Source organism: Acinetobacter sp. DMC2, assembly GCF_056314305.1.
Genome location: NZ_JBQUYP010000009.1, coordinates 36,452 through 52,032, shown reverse-complemented (window position 1 = coordinate 52,032; position 15,581 = coordinate 36,452). Strand labels below are relative to the sequence as shown.

Below are 15,581 nucleotides of genomic sequence, written 5' to 3'. Positions count from 1 at the left end.
TGTTATTGTGATAATTTATATTCTTGCGATAACTGCCGCATTTCCTCGGTTTGTTTATAAACATAAGCTTTGAGTTCTTCACCTGTCAGCTGAAATGGGAGTAGATCCTGATTTTCACGGACTGCATCAAATTTCTGGTTAGCCATCATTTTATCGAAGGCATTTTTCCACCAACCATAAGCTTCATCACTGACCTTTGGTCCCATATAGAAACCACGGATGACTGGCCACTCAATGTCATAGCCTTGTTCTTTTGCAGTAGGTAATTTTGAGAACTTCCCGTCCAAACGTTTGTTAGCAAAAACTGCCAAAACCCGAATATCACCAGACTCTAGGTATGAACTGACTTCACTAATATTGCCCACCCCAACTTGAATATGCTGCCCCAGTAATGAAGTCAGCACTTCCCCACCGCCTTCAAGTGCAACAAATCTTAAATCGGCAGGACTAATACCTGCTTTTTTTGCCAACATTGCTGTTTGCATCCAGTCTTGACCACCCACACTTCCGGCACCACCAAAGCTAAGTGCTTTTGGGTTTTCTCGGAGTGCTTTCATCAAGTCATCGAGGTTTTTCAATGGTGAGTCTTTATGTACCGAAACCAAACCATAATCGACGGCGACCCCAGACAACCATTTCACATCTTTTTCTGTGAAGTGTCCGAATTTTCCTTGTGCTAAGTTCAAGAGTGAACCGGTGGAAAATGCAACCACGGCATTATTATTCGCAGGATCACTGTTTACGATTTTGTTATAGGCTACGGCACCTACCCCACCCGGCATATAGGTTACGCGTATTGGATCTTTGAGCTGGTCTGTTTGTTTAAAGCCAGATTGAATTAATTTACAGGTCATATCAAACCCGCCACCCGGCTTAGCTGGGGCTATACATTCCGGCCGTTTTGGCTGACCCGCCTCTTTAGAAGCATTTCCTGAACCACACCCAGCCATTGTCACACTGACGCATGTTAATGCGAGTAAAGTTAAATTTTTCATGTTACATACATCCTTATAACGTTTGCTCTATTCATATTTTGATTTTTACCAATCTCCATAATCGACCTCCTTGGCACGATCATGCTTATTGGTTTTTAGTTTTGGTCTTATGTTTTGAAATGCGCTTTTCACAGCGAACTTCAGTAATGCAGCGTTACTATAAAAATTACGAATCAATCGACTGAAAAAAATAGCTAAGTAGAGGGAAAGTTAGGGCAATCACCAGATCTATAATGAGAATTAAAACCTTTGCAAAACATCCAAAAATGCTCCGGTTAAATAATACTGATGAATAACAACAAGATAGTAAAAACGTAATCTATTGAGTTGTCTTTTGCATATCCATGCTATGGGTAACGTTAATATTTAAATAAATAAACCTGTTTACCCAATCTTCCCTTCTGATCAAATGAGCTAAATACTCATATATTTTTCCAATAGTTATTTAATCAGTTACGCTTCTTCATAATTTGAAAATCCATCATATTTTCTAATGCATCATGCATTTAATGTGCTCCTTTTTTCATTTGAAAAGATTAAAGCACAGATCAAGAAAACATCGTGATACCAATAAATTAAAGGGGGCATTAGTAAAATTAAATAGGTGGAAAATTTAAGAAAAGAGAATATGAAAGACTAAAAATTTAAGGGTCAATTTATCGTAATAATAAATAAAAGTTAGAGGAGAAATTTTAATATTAAAGTTGAAAAAGATCGTTTTATTATTTTTAGAATATCAAATTAAAGATCTTTTTTATGGATTGCTGTTAATATTAAAGCGCATGATAGATTTCCCAATCCTTTATATCTGTACAAATTAAATCAAGGATGATGAGCGAACACATTTATTATGGAAATCAAACAAATAAAGTATTTTTTGACGGTGGTTGAAGCAGGTAGTATTGGTAAAGCTGCCCAAAAACTTGATGTGGGTGCTTCTGCAATTAGCCAGCAAATTAGTAAATTAGAACAAGAGCTAAGCATTCGCCTATTACAGCGTAATGCCTTTGGTGTCACTCCTACTCCAGCAGGTCTCGCCTTTTTAAAACATTCTCAACTTATTTTACGTCAAGTGAACTTCGCGGTAGATGCTGCTCATTCTGCACGACTGTCTGGACATGTCAGCCTTGGTTTCCCACCGACGATTACTGCTTTGATTGGCATCCCTTTAATGAAACTAATGTCTGAACGTTACCCAGACATTCGTTTAGAGATTGTGGAAACGCTATCAGGCAATCTAATTCAATCTATTAACTCGCGTCAGCTCGATATCGCGATTATTTTTACCAATGAAATTGATAAACAGTGGTCGATTCAACCTTTAGTACGCGAGCAAATGTATTTAATGGCACGCAAGGAAGTACTAGAAAAATATGGTCTTGCCGATTGCATCAAAAGTGGTGTCATTCAGTCTCAACAAATTGGAGACCTTCCTTTAGTACTGCCACGTCAGCGCCATAGTCTAAGAAAGTTGCTTGAGCACAAGATTGGTCAGCTTAATGTCGTCTATGAAATTGATGGCCTACACTTACTTATGGACAGTCTAATTCACCTCGACCTTGCCAGCGTCCGCCCAGGCAGCGCTTGTCTGCAAGAGTACAAACATAAGCTTCAATTACTCAAGTTAGTAGAACCTGAAGTTGAACGAATCAATTACTTGGTAAGCCTTGCCGAAGAAGAATTATCACCTGCTGCACTTGCTGCAAAGTCAGCCATTAAGGCTTGCGTGAAAGATTTGATTCAAAACCAGATTTGGCCATGTTCGGAAATTATTTTATAAAGAGTCATTAATTTTATTAAATACCTAATTAATTTTGCCCTCTCACTCCCTCCTGCTTTTTGAGATTACATTTTCGTCCGAATGATAAGTGGTTTTCCGCTTATCGAAATATAGATGTGTAGTTTGAACTGGAAACAAGGCATCACATTTTCTGTAAAGGACCTCGCTAAATCTCATCTCTAACCCATTTGCTCTTTAGATTTATTGATTGAATCAATTTAGGTCCAGCCTCGAAAATCGTGAATGTTTCCATTTTGTCAGGCCAAGGAGGTCTCCAATGGATGTCGTGAATAACCGTAGGGCTACTTTTAAAAAAATATTAAATGTAACGAGTGGCAACTTTTTAGAGCAGTACGACTTTTTTCTTTTTGGTTTCTATGCCACTTATATCGCGGCAAAATTTTTCCACTCTGAAAATGAATATGTCTCTTTAATGATGACATTTACCGTGTTTGCTGCGGGCTTTCTTATGCGTCCTCTCGGCGCTATTTTCTTGGGCGCTTATGTCGATAGAGTTGGTCGACGCAAAGGTCTCATTGTTACTTTAAGCCTTATGGCCATCGGAACAATCTTAATTACCTTTGTACCGGGTTATGAAACCATAGGTATTATTGCGCCGATTTTGGTGGTAATTGGACGTCTATTACAAGGCTTCTCGGCAGGTGTTGAATCTGGCGGTGTTTCTATTTATCTAGCAGAGATCGCAACGGATAAAAATCGTGGATTTATCACAAGCTGGCAGTCTGGCAGCCAACAAGTTGCTGTTGTGTTTGCCGCATTACTTGGCTACTGGCTCAACACCATCTTAACTACTGCTCAAGTGGGTGAATGGGGCTGGCGTATTCCATTCTTAATCGGTTGTTTGATTATTCCGTTAATCTTCTTGTTCCGTCGTACTTTAGAGGAAACTGAAGACTTTAAATCGCAAAAGACTCATCCTTCAACAAAAGAAATTTTTAGCACACTGGCAAGCAATTGGCGCATCGTACTTGCAGGTATGATGATGAGTGCCATGACTACAACCACGTTCTATTTCATTACGGTTTACACCACAGTATATGCAAAACGTACTTTAGAAATGTCAGTAACAGATAGCCTTTTAGCAACCGTGTTTGTTGGTTTGTCTAATTTCTTCTGGTTACCAATGGGTGGTTTGCTTTCAGACAAAATTGGTCGCCGCCCAGTTCTAGTCGGCATTACCACACTTGCTCTCTTTACAAGTTATCCGGTTTTAAGTTGGTTAGTGAGCAACATTAGCTTCTCAAACCTTCTAATTACGCTTGCTTACTTCTCGTTCTTCTTTGGTATGTACAACGGAACCATGGTCGCAACCCTTGCAGAAGTGATGCCGAAACGTGTACGTACAGTTGGTTTCTCTTTAGCGTTTAGCCTTGCAGCCGCTATTTTTGGTGGTATGACACCAATGGCTTGTACCTTCCTTGTCGAAAACACAGGCAACCCAAGTACCCCTGCTTTCTGGCTCATGCTTGCTGCGGTCTGTAGCCTCATCTCAAGCTTGTATCTATGCCGCGGTTCTAAACAGAAAAATACTGACGCGATTGCTGAACCTGCAAAAATTAGCGCTTAAAACAACTACTACTTAACCTGAAATTTTAATGAACAGTACGGCAGATCTTAAATCTCCGTACTGTGTTCTCCTGTCATTAAAGCGAGATACTATGAAAAAGTCCCCTATCTTCATGACCATTTGCCTAGCTGGTGCTGGCTTAGGCTCAACTCTTACTAACGCAGATACAATCGAAGTAATTAGCTCAGGTGGTTTTTATTCATCTATGGAAAAACTCATTCCATTATTTGAAAAGCAAACTGGTCACACGGTTCACCTCTCGTCTGGTTCATCAATGGGTGCATCACCAACTGCAATTCCAAATCGACTCGATCGTGGTGAACGTTTTGACGTGGTAGTCTTGGCTGCTCCTGAACTCAACAAGCTCGCAGAAAAGGGTTATGTAGACCCAAATTCACAAAGTGCATTAGTGAATTCAAGCATTGGCATGGCTGTGTCTAAAGGTGCACCAAAGCCAGATATTAGCTCTGCGGCAAAATTCGAAAAAGTTTTATTAAATGCCAAGCACATCGGCTATTCAGCAAGTGCGAGCGGTACACATCTTGAAAAAGATGTTTTCCCAAGCTTCCCTCCTGTCGAGTACAAAGTAATTTCGAGTAAAGCAGAAAAAGTGGTCGGTGACCGCGTTGCAAAACGTATTGCCGAAGGCCAGTTTGATATTGGTTTCCAGCAAATTAGTGAAATCAAACCTTTTACTGGCAAATATGGTCAAGTTGAATTAGTCGGCCCAATCCCTGCACCTTATCAAAAAGTGACGGTATTTGCGGCAGGCATTGGTAAAAACTCGGAACATGCAAAAGTCGCAAAAGAGTTAATTAAATTTGTGAAATCGCCACAAGCAACACAAATTATTGAAGAACAGGGTCTTGAGCAGGTTAAACAATAAAAGCTCTAAAAGGCAACGTCTTGAGGTGATGTTGCCTTTTCTCTTTTAGTGGTTTACTCAAAGCAATAGAACAAAAACTATAGCGATAAACCAGTGTAGAATTAATCCATAAAGGTTAATGTAGTATTTGCCGTGGAACTGAAACAATTAAAGTATTTTATTGCAGTGATCGAGTCAGGAAGCTTGGGTAAAGCTGCAAAAAATCTCGACATTGGAACTTCTGCATTAAGCCAGCAAATCTCAAAATTAGAAAGTGAACTTTCCATTCGCCTTTTACAACGTACTGCCTTGGGTACGGTTCCCACCCCAGCGGGTTTAGCTTTTTTTCAACAAGTGCAACTGGCACTTAGACACCTAGACCATGCCGTAGACTCTGCGCATTCTTCACGTTTAAGTGGCCACGTCACCGTCGGTTTTTCGCCGAGTGTTGCAGCAGTTATTGGCACGCACTTTTTAAAACTGATGAGAAATCGCTACCCTGACATTAAAGTCCGTTTAATTGAAGGGTTATCGGGTGATCTCAAAGCCTTGGTTAATGCAAGGCAGCTCGATGTTGCCATCATCTTTAGTGACGATGTCGACCCACAGTGGGCCATACAGCCTTTAGTCAAAGAACAGATGTTTTTAATCTCGCCTAAAGAAGTGATGAGTGAGTACCATCTTGAAAGCTGTATCGATACTCAGACTATTACTCATTCGCAGCTTAAAGAACTTCCTCTGATTTTACCGAGTCAACGACATGGACTACGTTTATTGCTCGAACAGAAAATTCATCAGCTTAAAGTGGCTTATGAAATTGATGGACTACATTTGTTAATGGAAAGCATCAGCCAACTGGAAATGGCAACCATTCAACCTGCGGGCGCATCATTAAACTCACGGCAAGACTTATGTTTACTGCGCATTGTAGAACCTGCAATTGAACGCATTAACTATTTAATTAGCCTCTCTGAAGAAGAACTCTCGCCAGCTACTTTAGCCACGAAAGTAGTGATTCGCGCCTGTGTGACCAACCTGATTAATGAAAAGCGCTGGCCCGGTGCGGAACTCATAAATACTTAAGCACTTAGTGTTTATTTTTACTAAACACCCATTCAAGACTAGCCTCTCACTTTATCTTCCCTTTTAAAGCTACATTAGCCCTAGCTGAGAAAGGGAGAAATCCATGCATGATGTGATTGTAATTGGTGGTGGGAATGCCGCACTGTGTGCCGCGCTCACGGCAAAAGAAAGTGGCGCTTCTGTGCTTGTCATAGAAGCAGCACCTAAAGAATGGCGTGGTGGTAACTCACAACACACTCGTAACCTTCGCTGCATGCATGATGCTCCTCAAGATGTATTGGTTGATGCCTACCCCGAAGAAGAATATTGGCAAGACCTACTTAAAGTGACTGGGGGCAAAACCAATGAACATTTAGCTCGTCTAGTGATTCGTAGCACGGCGACCTGTCGTGACTGGATGCGTAAACATGGTGTGAATTTTCAGCCACCGCTATCGGGTGCTTTGCATGTTGCACGTACCAATGCCTTTTTTATGGGTGGTGGTAAAGCCCTCATTAATGCGTACTACCGCAGTGCCCAAGAACTTGGTATCGAAATTTTATACAACACAAAAATTAAAGATCTAAAGTTAAATCAAGAACATTTTGAAGCTGCAATTGCTGAAGATGGACGTGTATTTAAAGCAAAAAGTTGTGTCTTGGCCGCAGGTGGTTTTGAGTCAAATCTTGAATGGTTAAGAGAAGCATGGGGGCAAAATGAAAACGGCGAATGGCCTGCCGATAACTTCATTATTCGTGGTACCCGCTTTAATCAAGGCAACTTGCTTAAATTTATGATAGATCAAGGCGCCGATATTATTGGTGACCCATCACAATCACATTGCGTCGCCGTAGACGCACGCGCACCCTTATATGATGGCGGTATTTGTACTCGTATTGACTGCGTTTCATTGGGGATTGTGGTCAATAATAAAGCCGAACGTTTTTATGATGAAGGCGAAGACTTCTGGCCAAAACGTTATGCGATTTGGGGCCGTCTTGTTGCCAAACAGCCACAGCAAATTGCTTATTCGATTATTGATTCAAAAGCGATTGGTCGCTTTATGCCACCTGTATTTGCTGGTGTAAAAGCAAATAGCATTCAAGAGTTAGCCGAAAAAATCGGGCTGGATGCAAAAACCTTATGCCATACCGTAGAAGAATTTAATCAAGCCTGTGTGCAAGGCACCTTTAATCATACCGTTTTAGATGACTGCACCACCGAAAATATTGTTCCCAACAAAACCCACTGGGCCGTTCCTCTCGACCAGCCACCCTTCTATGCCTATGCGCTTAAACCTGGCATTACTTTTACCTATTTAGGCTTAAAAGTAGAAGACGATGCTGCTGTGCGTTTTAACAATAAGCCAAGCAGCAACCTGTTTGTCGCAGGTGAAATGATGGCAGGTAACGTACTCGGTCAGGGTTATACCGCAGGCGTTGGTATGTCGATCGGAACGACGTTTGGGCGAATTGCCGGAAAAAATGCCGCCCACTATGCACTTTCACAAGGAGTTGAACATGAATGCTAATAGCAAAGCCCTAATTCCAGTTGTTCAGCTCTCTGACCATGAGCAAGAAGTTCAAAGAGCCCTACAGATTTGTAATGCTTGTCGCTACTGTGAGTCTTTTTGTGCTGTATTTGCGGCCATGACTAAACGCCTTGAGTTTAACCAAGCCGATATTCATTACCTCGCAAACCTGTGCCATAACTGTGGTGCTTGTTTACACGCTTGCCAATATGCCCCACCGCATGAGTTTGGCGTAAACATTCCAAAAGCGATGGCACAAGTACGTTTAGAAACTTATCAAGAATTTGCGACCCCTCAGCCTTTAGGTCGACTTTATAAGTCTGTAGGTATTCCTTTTGTCTCGGCTTTAACACTCATTTTCTTTTTGTGCATGTTAGCGGTGGTGTGGTACAAAGGCACCGACCTGTTTGCAGGCTATCAAGGCAATTTTTATGCGATTTTCCCGCATAACTTTTTAGCACTATTGTTTGGAGCGACCTTTACAGTTGCGATTGTTTTGCTCGGCATTGGAATTAGCAAATTCTGGCGACAAACCTCTAAAGTCATTCATGGCAAAGTTGAGAAACCCGATCTGGTTCAAGCCACTCAAAATGTATTAACGCTTAAATATTTAGATGGCGGTCATGGTAAAGGCTGTAATGAGCAAGATGACCGTTACACACAAATCCGCCGTGTGTTCCATCACCTAACTTTTTATGGCTTTATGCTCTGCTTTGCAGCTACAGGTGTAGCGACTTTATATCACTATTTTCTTGACCTACATGCACCTTATCCTTACCTAAGTTTGCCTGTAATTTTAGGCACTTTAGGTGGAATTGGCTTAGTTGTCGGGCCTGCTGGCTTACTCTATTTAAATCTTAAACGTCATCCGTTGCATGGTGATCGTGAGCAAAAACCTGTAGATCGAGGCTTTATTTTCCTTCTACTTATCGTTAGTGCTTCAGGGCTAGCACTTATGGCATTTCGCAATACCCCTTACATGGCACTTTTACTGATTTTCCATTTAGCCACTGTCATGACTTTCTTTATTACCATGCCATTTGGAAAGTTCGCACATGGTTTTTACCGCAGTGCTTCTTTACTCAAATTTGCCATCGAAGAACGTATTTCTAAGAAGTCATAATTTCATTCAAAAGTATTCACTATCTTGGCGTAGTGAATACTTTCATTATTTTAAGCTCAAAACACTTCATGCCATCCCTACTTTTTACTATTTAAAATTCCTAAACCATACATCGGCCACTTGGTACTCGCTTTAATATTATTAATCAGCATCGCCACCAAAACTAAAGACACTGCGCCCACCAAAACAGGGAAAATTAAGAAACTCCACTGATAATGTATGCTGCTTGCGGTGAGTAAAATAATCAAAGGATTGGCCCCAGCAGGTGGATGAACGCATTTAAACACTTGCATGAGCGCAATTGCGCAGCCCACTGAAAAAGCAATTGTAAAAATGGAAACACCGATAAATTTTAGAAAAAACAAACCTACAAAAGCCGAAATAAGATGCCCAAATATAATATTTCTGGGCTGTGCCAAAGGTGACTGCGACACGGTATAGAGCAATACACAGGTTGCACCAAACGGCGCCATGATAAAGATATTATGTGTGAGCTTACTCAACCACAGAAGTATAAAAATACTGAGCGTCCCCCCAACAAGGCTTCTTAAAATATCAATTTTATTGGGCGATGGAGCCAGTTTTTCTTTGCCATAAAAGATCGAGAACATGGTTTTTTCCTCAAACAAAAATTTGCTTTTTAAAAAGCATATAGATAAAATTTCAAATAGTACAGATCTGTACTATTTTATTTTTTGGAAAAGACACATGTCAAAATCTGCCTTGAAAATATTAGATACAGCCGAGAAGTTATTTAATGAAAATAGTTTTGTCGGGGTTGGTGTTGACCTGATTCGGGATGAATCTGGCTGCTCTAAAACCACCATGTACACGTACTATAAAAATAAAAATCAACTGGTTAAGTCTGTGCTCGTTGCACGTGATGAACGGTTTAAGCAAAGCCTTTTGGGCTATGTTGGAGATGCAACAGGGTTAGAAGCCATCAATAAGATTCTGGATTGGCACACCAACTGGTTTAGGCAAGATTTTTTTAAAGGCTGTTTATTTGTAAGAGCAGTTGCGGAATCTAACCAAGATGATCAAGACATTATTTCTATTTCTAAAGCCCATAAACAATGGATTAAAGAACTCATCGCCGCAAACTGCAATATGCCAAATGGTGAAGCTTTATCTGAGCTGATCTATACGGTGATTGAAGGGCTCATTAGCCGCTTTTTAGTCGATGGTTTCGATGAAACACTTGCAATAAACATGAAAAATTCTATTAATCAATTATTTAATATTAACCAAAATTTATAATTGCAGCCCTAGAGCTGCAATTGAATAGATGAGATTTTGATTAAGCAATCTTCCCATCAATAATGCCTTTCTCTTTTAACGTAGCCAGTTCTTCTGCTGTTTTAAATCTGGATAAGATTTGAGCCGTATGCTCACCAAGCTCTGGTGGTGCATGATGATATTCAACTGGAGTATCAGACAGCTTGATTGGTGAGCCAATGGTTTGGAAGTTTTCATTTAAACGATGAGGAATATTCACCACCAAGTTGCGATGTACGATTTGTGGTTCAGCCAAAGCATCTTCAATAGAGTTGATAACACCTACGGGTACTTTAAGCGCATGAATCATATCAACCCATTCTGTAGCGGTCTTTTGCAAAAAGTGCTCGGACAATAAAGGAATCAGTTCATTTCGATATTTTACGCGGTCTTGGTTGCGCACAAACTTTTCATTTTCGAGCAACTCTGGATAACCAATCGCAATACACAAATCTTTAAACTGTTTGTCGTTACCGCAAGCAATAATAAATTCTTTATCTTTAGCCTTAAAAGTTTGATACGGCACAATACTTGGGTGTTGATTACCCATGCGTTGTGGGGCTTTCCCTGAAGCTAAATAGTTCATTCCCTGATTTGCCAGTGCCGCGACCTGTACATCAAGGAGTGACATATCAATATATTGACCACGTCCGGTGTGCGAGCGTGCAATCAAGGCCGCTTGAATGGCAATGGTTGAATACAACCCAGTTTGAATATCGACCACAGCCACACCAACCTTTTGCGCCCCACCACCTGCCGCATCATCAGGCTCGCCAGTAATGCTCATTAAGCCAGACATACCCTGAATAATAAAATCATAACCGGGTTCTTCTGCCCGTGGGCCATCTTGCCCAAACCCAGTTATCGAGCAATAAACAATATTTGGATTTAACTCACTTAATGACGCGTAGTCCAAACCATATTTAGCCAAAGACCCTGTCTTATAATTTTCAATTACCACGTCGGCAGTCTTGGCGATTTCATAAATTAAGGCCTGACCTTCGGATGTGGTTATGTCTACCGCAACCGAATATTTATTGCGATTCGTACACTGGAAATAACCAGATTCACGGGTCATGTTTCCATCTTGATCGGGCATCCATGGTGGCCCCCACATACGGGTGTCATCACCGACTCGAGGACGTTCAATTTTAATCACTTCTGCGCCAAGGTCTGCCAAGATTTGCCCACACCATGGCCCCGCAAGCACACGACTTAAATCTAAAACTCGAATTCCTTGTAATGCACCCATAACGCTACCCTTATCTTTGAGAAGACGCCCAAAGCACCTTCTTGTCATTGTTTATGATTTTTTTTGCGGATCGTACTGACGATCTTTAATAAATAAGCCTGGCAATACACCTGCAACAAAATACGCAGCGCCCATCACAATAAAAGCCATGCTAAACGTACCGCCCGACGCCAAGAATCCAATCGTGGCTGGTGCAATAGCTGCCCCGACACGACCAATGTTATAAGCACCACCAATCGCTGTTCCGCGTACATCGGTTGAAAAACTTTCAGCCATATAAGTGGCGTTCACACCGTATGGGATGCCATATAAGAAACCAAAAGTGATCAATAAATACAAAATATTGTCAGGGGTATTAAAGAAAATAATGATTGGCAAAAATACGGCGCTGGCTATTGTTCCAAACACAAAAACAGCACGTCGGTTAAATTTGTCAGCAAGATAACCTGCTAAAATTTTGCCTAGAATCATTGCGGTATATGAACCCACCATATAACTAGTTAAGTTTTTAAAGTTCATATGCACTTCTGTTTCTAAATAACTTGGCATCCAGTTGTTAATGCCGTAATAACCAAACTGTAAGAAGAATGCTGTGGTCATCCACAACAGAAACATTTTACGGTGCTTAAAGTTATTAAAAATTTGCTTATAAATACTGCCACTTTTCGGCTTTTCAGCCACCACTCTTTCTTTAGGTTGTCTGTTGCCTTGCAAGCTTTCAATTTTAGTGAGCTGCCAAGATTTTGGCTCTGGCACAAATCGTTGCAGGAAAATATTAACAAAAGCAGGCACCACGGTCAGGAAGAACAAAACACGCCAGCCATGATCTGGAATAATTGCGCCAGCTAAGAGGGTCGCAGCAATATAACCTACGGTCTGACCCGTCTGTAGCGTGCCCAATACCGTTGTACGGTACGTGGTTGGCACATATTCAGCCATTAAGGTATTGCAGGCCATATAGAGTGCTCCAATTCCTAAAGCACCAATAAAACGTAATGCCATAAATTGCTCGAAGCTTTGCGTAAAACCCAATAAGCAAGTCGCTACAGAAAAGAAGGTTACTGAGTTGGCAATGGTTCGTACGCGACCAAACTTATCACATGCCCAACCACCCAAAATACCGCCAATACCCATCCCAGCCAAAGAAGCACTGCCTAATGCACCCGCTTGAAAGGTACTTAAACCAAACTCTGCCTTTAAACTGGTCAAGCTATAAGACAACAGCATAATATCTATGCCATCGACTACCATTGCAAAATAGGCAAATAACAAGGCCCATTTCCATGTATGAGGTCCAATCCTTTCGTATGTTCCAAGGTTACTTGGAAATGTATTTCTTAATTCTTTCGATATTACTTGAACGTCATTGTTCATATTTAGTTCCTCATTTTCCCAAATGAGTCATCGGTAGCCTACTTATGTTTTCTGCATGACTTAATCTTCTATATTTTCATCATCTTACGTTTATTTTTAAGTACACAGAGGCACATCTTTACATGAGTATCCTTACGATGAATCTTGTCATTTTCCATAAATTTTTGCGTAAAAATCCTAAAAGGTGCTCCCGAAAGAACACCTCGATCTGTTAAAAATGAATGAGTTAGTTACTAAATGCGGCAATGCCTGTTTGAGCACGACCTAAAATCAAAGCATGAACATCATGTGTGCCTTCATAGGTATTCACGACTTCAAGGTTAACCAAATGACGTGCTACGCCAAACTCGTCACTAATGCCGTTTCCACCCATCATGTCGCGCGCCATACGAGCGATATCAAGCGCCTTTCCACAGTTATTACGCTTAATTAAAGATGTCCCTTCAACTGATGCAATACCTTCATCTTTCATACGGCCAAAACGTAAAGCTACTTGCAAGCCTAATGCAATTTCAGTTTGCATATCTGCGAGTTTCTTTTGAATCAACTGATTTGCAGCCAACGGACGACCAAATTGTTTACGGTCCATGGTGTATTGATGTGCGGTATGCCAGCAGAACTCGGCAGCCCCCATCGCGCCCCATGCAATACCATAACGCGCACTGTTCAAACAGGTAAATGGACCTTTTAAACCTCGAATTTCAGGGAATGCATTTTCTTCAGGTACAAAAACGTTATCCATTACAATTTCACCTGTAATTGAGGCACGTAAACCGACCTTGCCATGAATGGCAGGTGCAGATAGACCTTCCCAGCCCTTTTCTAAAATAAAGCCGCGAATATCACCGACATTACCTTCAGCAGAAACTTCTTTTGCCCAGACGACAAATACATCGGCAATCGGACTGTTGGTAATCCACATTTTTGCGCCACTTAAACGGTAACCACCGTCAACTTTTTTAGCACGGGTAATCATACTGCCCGGGTCTGAGCCATGATCAGGTTCGGTCAAACCAAAACAACCAATATATTCACCAGTGGCCAGTTTAGGTAAGTACTTTTGCTTTTGTTCTTCGGTACCAAATTCATGAATCGGAACCATCACCAATGAGCTTTGCACGCTCGCCATAGAGCGGTAGCCCGAATCGACATATTCAATTTCACGCGCAACCAAGCCATAACTCACATAGTTCAAACCCGCACCGCCATATTGCTCAGGAATGGTTGGACCCAGTAAGCCAAGCTCTCCCATTTCACGGAAAATAGATGGATCTGTTTTTTCATGACGGAATTGTTCAAGTACACGCGGTTGCAAACGTTCTTGGCAATAGGCATGAGCCGCATCACGAATCATGCGCTCATCTTCGGTAAGCTGTTGCTCAATTAAAAAAGGGTCTTGCCAGTTAAATTGAACTTTTGCTTTTTTTGTTGTCACCATGTGATTCATCGCATCCTCTGCTTGATTTGATCTTCTTTATTTAACTCGATGTTATGCGTGAAAAATGCAGTAATCAAACGATAAATGTTCATGCAGATATGCGACTTACGCATATTTAAAATATGACGTATTAAATTTAGATATTTAATTCGTTGTATCTCATTAAAAATGGCTTATTTTTATACTAAACTTTGATATCTGCATTTAGCTCATATGCTTTTTCGAAATATGACGACAAATAAAAGGATTTATCTATGCGAAGAAGCATCCCGTCTATTCAGGGCCTGATTTGCTTTGAAAGTGCAGCAAAACATCTAAGTTATACCTATGCTGCGCAAGAGTTATGCATTACCCAAAGCGCAGTCTCTCGCCAAATTCAGCAGTTAGAAGATTTCCTAGGCGTTGAACTCTTTATACGTACTCGGCATGGCGTCGAGCTGACCATTGCAGGTCAGCAGTATTTTAAAAGTATTAAGCCCTATTTATTAGGTTTAGAGAAATGTACGGCCGACGTGATTTCTCATAAAGGTTTAGGTGGAACATTAAAGTTAGGTGTCGTTCCTACCTTTGCAACGCGTTGGCTGTTACCCAAGCTCCATCTTTTAAATCAAAAACACCCTGAAATTACGGTTCACTTAGAAACCAGTACTAAACCTTTTTTATTTAACGACAATATTTTTGACGCTGCCATTTTTGCAGGAACGCAGCAGCAAATTGACCATTGGCCCGGCATACAAGCACATTATTTAATGGATGAAGAAATCGTACCTGTGTGCTCACCAAGGCTGATCGAGAAGTATTTTCCAGATGCAGTCATGATCAATGAAAATACCTATGATCTAAGCTCTGAAGATTTGCTAAAAATTCCCCTGCTACAACAAACCACTCGGCCTAGCATTTGGCAAGAATGGTTTCTAACCCATCTGATGCAGCACCCGAAACCTTTTGATGGACAACGCCATGAGTTATTTTCAATGCTTGCGGTTGCCGCCAGTCATGACATGGGAATGGCTCTAATTCCGCAAATGCTGATTGAATCTGAATTACAAAAAAAAGAACTGGTGATTGTTTCCAATAAAAAATTAAAAGGCAGCCGAAAGTACTATCTCATTCATTCGAGCCAAGATATCTCACCGACTATTCAAAAATTTGTTGAGTGGATTTACCAAGAGTTAGAGCAACTAAAAAGTAGTACCAATTAGCTGAACAGCTCTGATTTATGCTCAATATTGCGATCTATAAACATAAAAAAAGATTGTGATTGATGAGATCACAACCTTTTAGTTATGCATAAA

12 protein-coding genes and 1 pseudogene are annotated in these 15,581 nt (G+C 40.9%); 8 read left to right on the top strand and 5 right to left on the bottom strand.

Annotation, left to right across the window (positions count from 1 at the left end):
* Positions 1–2: 2 nt before the first annotated feature.
* Positions 3–1,054 (bottom strand): annotated as a pseudogene (locus ACT53H_RS17755) (Bug family tripartite tricarboxylate transporter substrate binding protein).
* A gap of 791 nt (positions 1,055–1,845) precedes the next feature.
* On the opposite strand from ACT53H_RS17755, the gene ACT53H_RS17750 reads away from it, so the two are divergent.
* The 6 genes from ACT53H_RS17750 to tcuB all read left to right on the top strand — a co-directional run bounded on the left by ACT53H_RS17750 (position 1,846) and on the right by tcuB (position 8,944).
* Positions 1,846–2,775 (top strand): LysR family transcriptional regulator, encoded by a 930-nt coding sequence (locus ACT53H_RS17750; RefSeq protein WP_000403821.1) that lies wholly within the window; start codon positions 1,846–1,848, stop codon positions 2,773–2,775.
* Positions 2,776–3,052: 277 nt separating this feature from the next.
* The gene (gene tcuC / locus ACT53H_RS17745) at positions 3,053–4,363 is read left to right on the top strand and encodes an MFS transporter (RefSeq protein WP_017387501.1); all 1,311 of its coding nucleotides are present in this window, start codon (positions 3,053–3,055) and stop codon (positions 4,361–4,363) included.
* A gap of 91 nt (positions 4,364–4,454) precedes the next feature.
* A complete protein-coding gene (locus tag ACT53H_RS17740; RefSeq protein ID WP_476009781.1) occupies positions 4,455–5,249 on the top strand; it encodes a substrate-binding domain-containing protein in 795 nt (264 codons plus the stop codon).
* A gap of 132 nt (positions 5,250–5,381) precedes the next feature.
* Positions 5,382–6,311: a LysR family transcriptional regulator gene (locus tag ACT53H_RS17735; protein ID WP_327742481.1), complete on the top strand. Its 930-nt coding sequence runs from the start codon at positions 5,382–5,384 to the stop codon at positions 6,309–6,311.
* Positions 6,312–6,414: 103 nt separating this feature from the next.
* The gene (gene tcuA, locus ACT53H_RS17730) at positions 6,415–7,821 is read left to right on the top strand and encodes an FAD-dependent tricarballylate dehydrogenase TcuA (protein WP_476009780.1); all 1,407 of its coding nucleotides are present in this window, start codon (positions 6,415–6,417) and stop codon (positions 7,819–7,821) included.
* Positions 7,811–8,944, top strand: coding sequence for a tricarballylate utilization 4Fe-4S protein TcuB (tcuB, locus tag ACT53H_RS17725; RefSeq protein WP_057068002.1), 1,134 nt, complete (start codon positions 7,811–7,813; stop codon positions 8,942–8,944). Before tcuA ends, tcuB begins: the two co-directional genes overlap by 11 nt.
* 77 nt (positions 8,945–9,021) lie before the next feature.
* Here the strand turns inward: tcuB and ACT53H_RS17720 are convergent, their stop codons facing one another.
* Positions 9,022–9,555 (bottom strand): HPP family protein, encoded by a 534-nt coding sequence (locus tag ACT53H_RS17720; protein WP_476009779.1) that lies wholly within the window; start codon positions 9,553–9,555, stop codon positions 9,022–9,024.
* A gap of 97 nt (positions 9,556–9,652) precedes the next feature.
* Here ACT53H_RS17720 and ACT53H_RS17715 point away from each other — a divergent pair, with 97 nt between their 5' ends.
* A complete protein-coding gene (locus tag ACT53H_RS17715) occupies positions 9,653–10,204 on the top strand; it encodes a TetR/AcrR family transcriptional regulator (protein ID WP_002061576.1) in 552 nt (183 codons plus the stop codon).
* 40 nt (positions 10,205–10,244) lie between these two features.
* Here ACT53H_RS17715 and ACT53H_RS17710 read toward each other — a convergent pair whose 3' ends face one another.
* From ACT53H_RS17710 to ACT53H_RS17700, 3 genes are all read right to left on the bottom strand, one after another.
* Positions 10,245–11,474: a CaiB/BaiF CoA transferase family protein gene (locus tag ACT53H_RS17710; RefSeq protein ID WP_476009778.1), complete on the bottom strand. Its 1,230-nt coding sequence runs from the start codon at positions 11,472–11,474 to the stop codon at positions 10,245–10,247.
* Between the two features lie 51 nt (positions 11,475–11,525).
* On the bottom strand, positions 11,526–12,848 hold the full coding sequence (locus ACT53H_RS17705; RefSeq protein WP_476009777.1) for an MFS transporter: 1,323 nt from the start codon (positions 12,846–12,848) through the stop codon (positions 11,526–11,528).
* Positions 12,849–13,074: 226 nt separating this feature from the next.
* Complete coding sequence (locus ACT53H_RS17700) at positions 13,075–14,295, bottom strand: acyl-CoA dehydrogenase (protein WP_009390606.1); 1,221 nt, start codon at positions 14,293–14,295, stop codon at positions 13,075–13,077.
* A gap of 245 nt (positions 14,296–14,540) precedes the next feature.
* On the opposite strand from ACT53H_RS17700, the gene ACT53H_RS17695 reads away from it, so the two are divergent.
* Positions 14,541–15,488 (top strand): LysR substrate-binding domain-containing protein, encoded by a 948-nt coding sequence (locus ACT53H_RS17695; RefSeq protein ID WP_476009776.1) that lies wholly within the window; start codon positions 14,541–14,543, stop codon positions 15,486–15,488.
* Positions 15,489–15,581: the final 93 nt, after the last annotated feature.

Excerpts from the sequence above, each read along its gene's own strand:
- ACT53H_RS17710 (WP_476009778.1), bottom strand. The coding sequence starts at position 11,474 with ATGGGTGCATTACAAGGAATTCGAGTTTTAGATTTAAGTCGTGTGCTT.
- ACT53H_RS17715 (WP_002061576.1), top strand. The coding sequence starts at position 9,653 with ATGTCAAAATCTGCCTTGAAAATATTAGATACAGCCGAGAAGTTATTT.
- ACT53H_RS17695 (WP_476009776.1), top strand. The coding sequence starts at position 14,541 with ATGCGAAGAAGCATCCCGTCTATTCAGGGCCTGATTTGCTTTGAAAGT.
- ACT53H_RS17700 (WP_009390606.1), bottom strand. The coding sequence starts at position 14,295 with ATGAATCACATGGTGACAACAAAAAAAGCAAAAGTTCAATTTAACTGG.
- tcuA (WP_476009780.1), top strand. The coding sequence starts at position 6,415 with ATGCATGATGTGATTGTAATTGGTGGTGGGAATGCCGCACTGTGTGCC.
- tcuB (WP_057068002.1), top strand. The coding sequence starts at position 7,811 with ATGAATGCTAATAGCAAAGCCCTAATTCCAGTTGTTCAGCTCTCTGAC.
- ACT53H_RS17705 (WP_476009777.1), bottom strand. The coding sequence starts at position 12,848 with ATGAACAATGACGTTCAAGTAATATCGAAAGAATTAAGAAATACATTT.
- ACT53H_RS17740 (WP_476009781.1), top strand. The coding sequence starts at position 4,455 with ATGAAAAAGTCCCCTATCTTCATGACCATTTGCCTAGCTGGTGCTGGC.
- ACT53H_RS17750 (WP_000403821.1), top strand. The coding sequence starts at position 1,846 with ATGGAAATCAAACAAATAAAGTATTTTTTGACGGTGGTTGAAGCAGGT.
- ACT53H_RS17720 (WP_476009779.1), bottom strand. The coding sequence starts at position 9,555 with ATGTTCTCGATCTTTTATGGCAAAGAAAAACTGGCTCCATCGCCCAAT.
- tcuC (WP_017387501.1), top strand. The coding sequence starts at position 3,053 with ATGGATGTCGTGAATAACCGTAGGGCTACTTTTAAAAAAATATTAAAT.